The sequence below is a fragment of the Actinomadura soli genome, from assembly GCF_005889715.1.
Classification (GTDB): Bacteria; Actinomycetota; Actinomycetes; order Streptosporangiales; family Streptosporangiaceae; genus Spirillospora; species Spirillospora soli.
The window spans coordinates 1-3830 of record NZ_VCKW01000452.1; the positions used below are offsets into that span (position 1 = coordinate 1).

At 69.0% G+C, this 3830-nt stretch carries 6 protein-coding genes; 4 read left to right on the plus strand and 2 right to left on the minus strand.

Annotated elements, in window-relative coordinates; translation table 11 throughout:
• Positions 1-163: 163 nt before the first annotated feature.
• The 4 genes from ETD83_RS40390 to ETD83_RS40405 all read left to right on the plus strand — a co-directional run bounded on the left by ETD83_RS40390 (position 164) and on the right by ETD83_RS40405 (position 2054).
• Positions 164-580 carry a hypothetical protein gene (locus tag ETD83_RS40390; protein WP_138650530.1) on the plus strand — a complete coding sequence of 139 codons (417 nt, stop codon included), beginning with the start codon at positions 164-166 and terminating at the stop codon, positions 578-580.
• Between the two features lie 80 nt (positions 581-660).
• Positions 661-951: a hypothetical protein gene (locus tag ETD83_RS40395; protein ID WP_138650531.1), complete on the plus strand. Its 291-nt coding sequence runs from the start codon at positions 661-663 to the stop codon at positions 949-951.
• A gap of 72 nt (positions 952-1023) precedes the next feature.
• Entirely contained in the window at positions 1024-1440 is a 417-nt protein-coding gene (locus tag ETD83_RS40400) for a DUF317 domain-containing protein (RefSeq protein WP_138650532.1), read from the plus strand.
• A gap of 188 nt (positions 1441-1628) precedes the next feature.
• Positions 1629-2054 (plus strand): hypothetical protein, encoded by a 426-nt coding sequence (locus ETD83_RS40405; protein ID WP_138650533.1) that lies wholly within the window; start codon positions 1629-1631, stop codon positions 2052-2054.
• Positions 2055-2099: 45 nt separating this feature from the next.
• On the opposite strand, the gene ETD83_RS40410 is transcribed toward ETD83_RS40405, so the two are convergent.
• Positions 2100-2708: a DUF2637 domain-containing protein gene (locus ETD83_RS40410; protein ID WP_138650534.1), complete on the minus strand. Its 609-nt coding sequence runs from the start codon at positions 2706-2708 to the stop codon at positions 2100-2102.
• A complete protein-coding gene (locus ETD83_RS40415) occupies positions 2705-3706 on the minus strand; it encodes a C40 family peptidase (protein ID WP_138650535.1) in 1002 nt (333 codons plus the stop codon). The genes ETD83_RS40410 and ETD83_RS40415 overlap by 4 nt, the downstream gene beginning before the upstream one ends.
• Positions 3707-3830: the final 124 nt, after the last annotated feature.

Below are 3830 nucleotides of genomic sequence, written 5' to 3' on the forward strand. Positions count from 1 at the left end.
TCCTGCGATCTCGTCGTCGATCTTCACATACAGTGCCGTCAAGAGGGTGTTCAGGTCGGTCGTCACAAACTGATCTTGAACACCCTCGCCACGTCACCGGGCCCAAACTTCGGAACTACTCGTCTAGCGCGCACTCCCTACCTGCACTGGAAAGGACGAGATCGTGAATCACCTTCCATCACCCGCCGTCCAGCCGGAGGCGAACGGCTCCTGCCTGATCTATGAGCTGTGTGAGCTCATCACCGCCACCGCTCGACTCGACGAGAAGCCCCGCAATCCTCATCAGGCCACGCAAGAGCTGGTCGCGGTCGCCTACCGCGTCGCCGCCGCTGCCGGACCGGTCCTGGACGGTGAGGCCGCGCTCATCACCGCGCTGCGCGATGCCGCCGCCGCCCGCCCGAGCATTCCCCAGTCCTGCCCTGGCTGCCAGCCGATGGACGGCAGCCGGTGCGGACGGCACGCCACGAGCACCGCCGTCGCCGAGACCTATCACGACCTCGGCCGCGCGCTCAGCGGCCCCGGTTACACCTCGCTGAGCACCGCCTTGGGCGCGCCCGGCCACGGTCCCAGCCGACGCTGAACCGGGCCGCCCTCGGACGGCCCGCACCCGCCAACCCGCACCTCGTTGAACCACGACCTGAGCGAACACGAAGGGCATCTGTGGCCGATGAGATGTTTGTCCTGCTCGGCTGGGCATGGGACATCGACACCGCCACCCTTCTAGCCGCCCGGCACCAGTCCCAACGCGCTGATATCCGGCCGCTGGCCTGGGCCCGCGCCGTGATCCGCATCGATCCCGACCACGCCGCTACCGTCGACCTGGCCCGCTCACTGCTGACCGTCCCGTTCCGGGGCACCGGCGCGCCCCTGCTGATCGACGGGTGGCACCGCATCCACCGCGCCCTGACCACCCGAAAAGGACGCTGCGTCCCCCTAGGGCGGTCGCCTTGACGCCGGATTTGGAGTCGAGCCTGAATCGCCCCCCACCCACCGGGCCCGCGCCCGGGGTGGCCAACACGCGAAATGCACTCGTTCCACAAAGGGGGGACATTGGTCATGACCATGGTTGAACGGCCGCTGGCTGGTCCAGGATCGCCCGTCACGGCGCTCAACGTCTTGGCGCGCGCGGGATGGACCATTACCAACGATCGGAAGGCGAACACATTCGCGTTCCCACCCGACCGCCGTGTGCTCGTGGAGTTCCTGCCCGAGGCCAACGAGTTCGGCCCGAACGAAACGCTGTGGGGTATCCGCGCCTACGACGATCTGCACCAGATCGTGTGGGAGGCCACCTTCACCTCAGCCACGCCCGCTGAGTTCATCGCCGCGTTCCTGACCGACCTGGCCGATCCCGAACCGCTCGACCCCGACCGCGAAGAGGACGTCGTCCCGGCGATCGCCCCGGCCGACAACGCGTCGCCCACATCTGACGAGGGATAGCCGATCCCTGGCGTCACGGGATCGGTTGGCTCAGCCGGTCCCGTGACGCCTGCGTGGGACGGACTCGACGCGGCGAGCGTCGCGTCCACTGCCCATGCCCGCCTGCCATGCCGTGCGCGCCGAACCCGCGCCACAGAAACGGAGCACCCGTGCCAACGCCCACGCCGAAGCAACTTCTGGACACCCCTATGGCTTCCAACAGCGCGCACGCCGTCACCATCGGTGAGTATCTGAAGAGGCTGCTGGTCACGGTGTGGCGCGAAGGCGAGTTCTTCTCACCGGTCAAACCGTTCGGCAGCTGCGGATGGCAAACCGAGGTGCATACCGCAATGGCCCGCGCCGGTCACATCCTTGGCCTATTCGACCTGTGGGACCTGCTGGAACGGGCTGACACCGTCCACGCCAACCACCTGATCGCCGAGGCTATCGAAGCGATGTCGGTTCTGCCTGGCGACCAGCGTGAACGGAACGCGGTCGGCATCGTCGCCACGACTACCGCAATGATCGAGGTGTACGAGCGGCTCATGATGGCTGAGGAGGTCCCTGATTCCGACAAGCCAACGGCGGAACAGGTTTTGGATGCCTGGCGCGAGTCCCTCCAGGACCCGACCTAACCCGGTGGCCGGGTGACTTTCGGCTCAGGTTCAACGCGCAGGGGGTCACGAAGGGGGCGAACCCTCGGTGCGGGTGATGATCTGTTTGACCTTGCGGCGGTCGATGCCGTATCTGTCGGCGAGGTAGCGCTGGGAGAGGGGCCGGCCGGGCCCGTTGAGGCTGGCGCGGTACTCCTTCAGCATGGCTTGCTCTGGTGTCTGCTCCACTTCGGTGCAGGCTGGTTCGGAGCGGCGCGCGGTGGTGTGTTCGCTCGTGGCGGGTGGTGACGGCGGGGGCGTGTTGCGGGTGAGGGTCATCAGCAGCTCGAACGAGCCGACCAGGGCCAGGGCGGGCCAGGCGCTGACGAGGGCGCCGATGGGGCCGTGGGCGGCGCCGTGCGCCAGGTTGGCGCCGATGGTGGCGCAGATGCCCGCCGCCAGGCTCCATCGGGCTAGTGCCGGTACGGGGCGGTGATGGCGGTGGGCGTCCAGGATGACCATGGACGCGGCCCAGATCAGCCCGTCCACGGTGAAGGGCACCAGCCGCGCCGTCGCCCCGGTCTCGCCGTGGGAGCGGACCAGGTCGAGGGCGTGGGAGTAGGAGATGAGTGCCGCGACGGCGGCAACCGCGACCACCGCCATCGCTGTCGTCGCCTTGATGAGACGATCGGTCACCGCGCAACCCCGTGCGGGATTCTTTCCGCGCGTTGGTGCGCGGTGGGGCGGGTGAAGCCGAGCAGGGTTCGGCGGCGGTAGGACTGGACTTGCACCACGGTGCCGGTGTGGGGTGCGGCGATCATCTTTCCTCTGTCGATGACCAGGCCGACGTGTCCGGGGTTGCGGGTGGAGGTTCCGGGTCCGGTGTTGAAGAACACCAGGTCGCCGGGTTGCTCGTGGCCGTTGAGGACGCGGGGGCCGTGTCGCCATTGGTCGCCGGACACGCGCGGGATGCTGATTGCGGCGGCGCGGTAGGCGGCGTAGGTGAGCCCGGAGCAGTCGAAGGCGTGGGGGCCTGTGGCGCCCCATTTGTAGGGTTTGCCGAGCTGGGCGCGGGCGAAAACGATCGCCCTCGCGGCCGCCTTGCCGGGAGGCGGCGCGAATGAGAAGGCGTCGGCGCAGCCTGCGTTTCCCGTCCCGAGTTCGGCCGGTTCGTGGTGTGCGTAGGCGCGCGCTTGCCGTAGCACCTTGTTCACGTAGTCGCGCGAGTGGTTGTACTGGTACAGCGCGGTGCGGACGCGCTCGGGTGCGCCGTTGTGTTTGAGGTAGCGGGCGGCGGCGGGGATGGCGTCGGACGGGTCGTAGATGTCGGTGCGGCCGTCGTGGTTGCCGTCGACACCGAACGCGGCCCAGGTGCCGGGCATGAATTGCATCGGCCCGGCTACTCCGGCGAGGTTGCGTCCCGCGGAGATCCCCGGACCGTCTCCGCGGCCGTGGTTGGACTCGACCTTCCCGACGCCAGCCAGCACGTGCCAGCCGATCCCATACTTCCGCCCGGCCTGGCGGTAGAGGGCCAGATAGGAGGCCGGGATACCGGCGGACGACCGCCCCGGGGCGGGTTGGCACGCGGCAGCCCCGGTTCCCGTGCCGGAGCCGGGGAGAACCGCGCCAAGCGCGGCGACGATGACCGCGACCAGGCCGAGCGCGACCACCACGACTCCGATCAGCAGTGGCATCAGGCGGGCTCTGATTCGTGTCGCCGGGTGGTGTGCCAGAGCGCGGCGAGGTCGGTGAGCCGGTGCCGTGGGCCGGCGGACCCGGCGGGTTGCCAGGCTCGTCCGGCGGGGCCCTCGGGTGTGG

Bases quoted from the DNA above. Each gene is read 5' to 3' on its own strand.
- ETD83_RS40400 (WP_138650532.1), top strand. From the start codon at position 1,024: ATGCACTCGTTCCACAAAGGGGGGACATTGGTCATGACCATGGTTGAA.
- ETD83_RS40405 (WP_138650533.1), top strand. From the start codon at position 1,629: ATGGCTTCCAACAGCGCGCACGCCGTCACCATCGGTGAGTATCTGAAG.
- ETD83_RS40415 (WP_138650535.1), bottom strand. From the start codon at position 3,706: ATGCCACTGCTGATCGGAGTCGTGGTGGTCGCGCTCGGCCTGGTCGCG.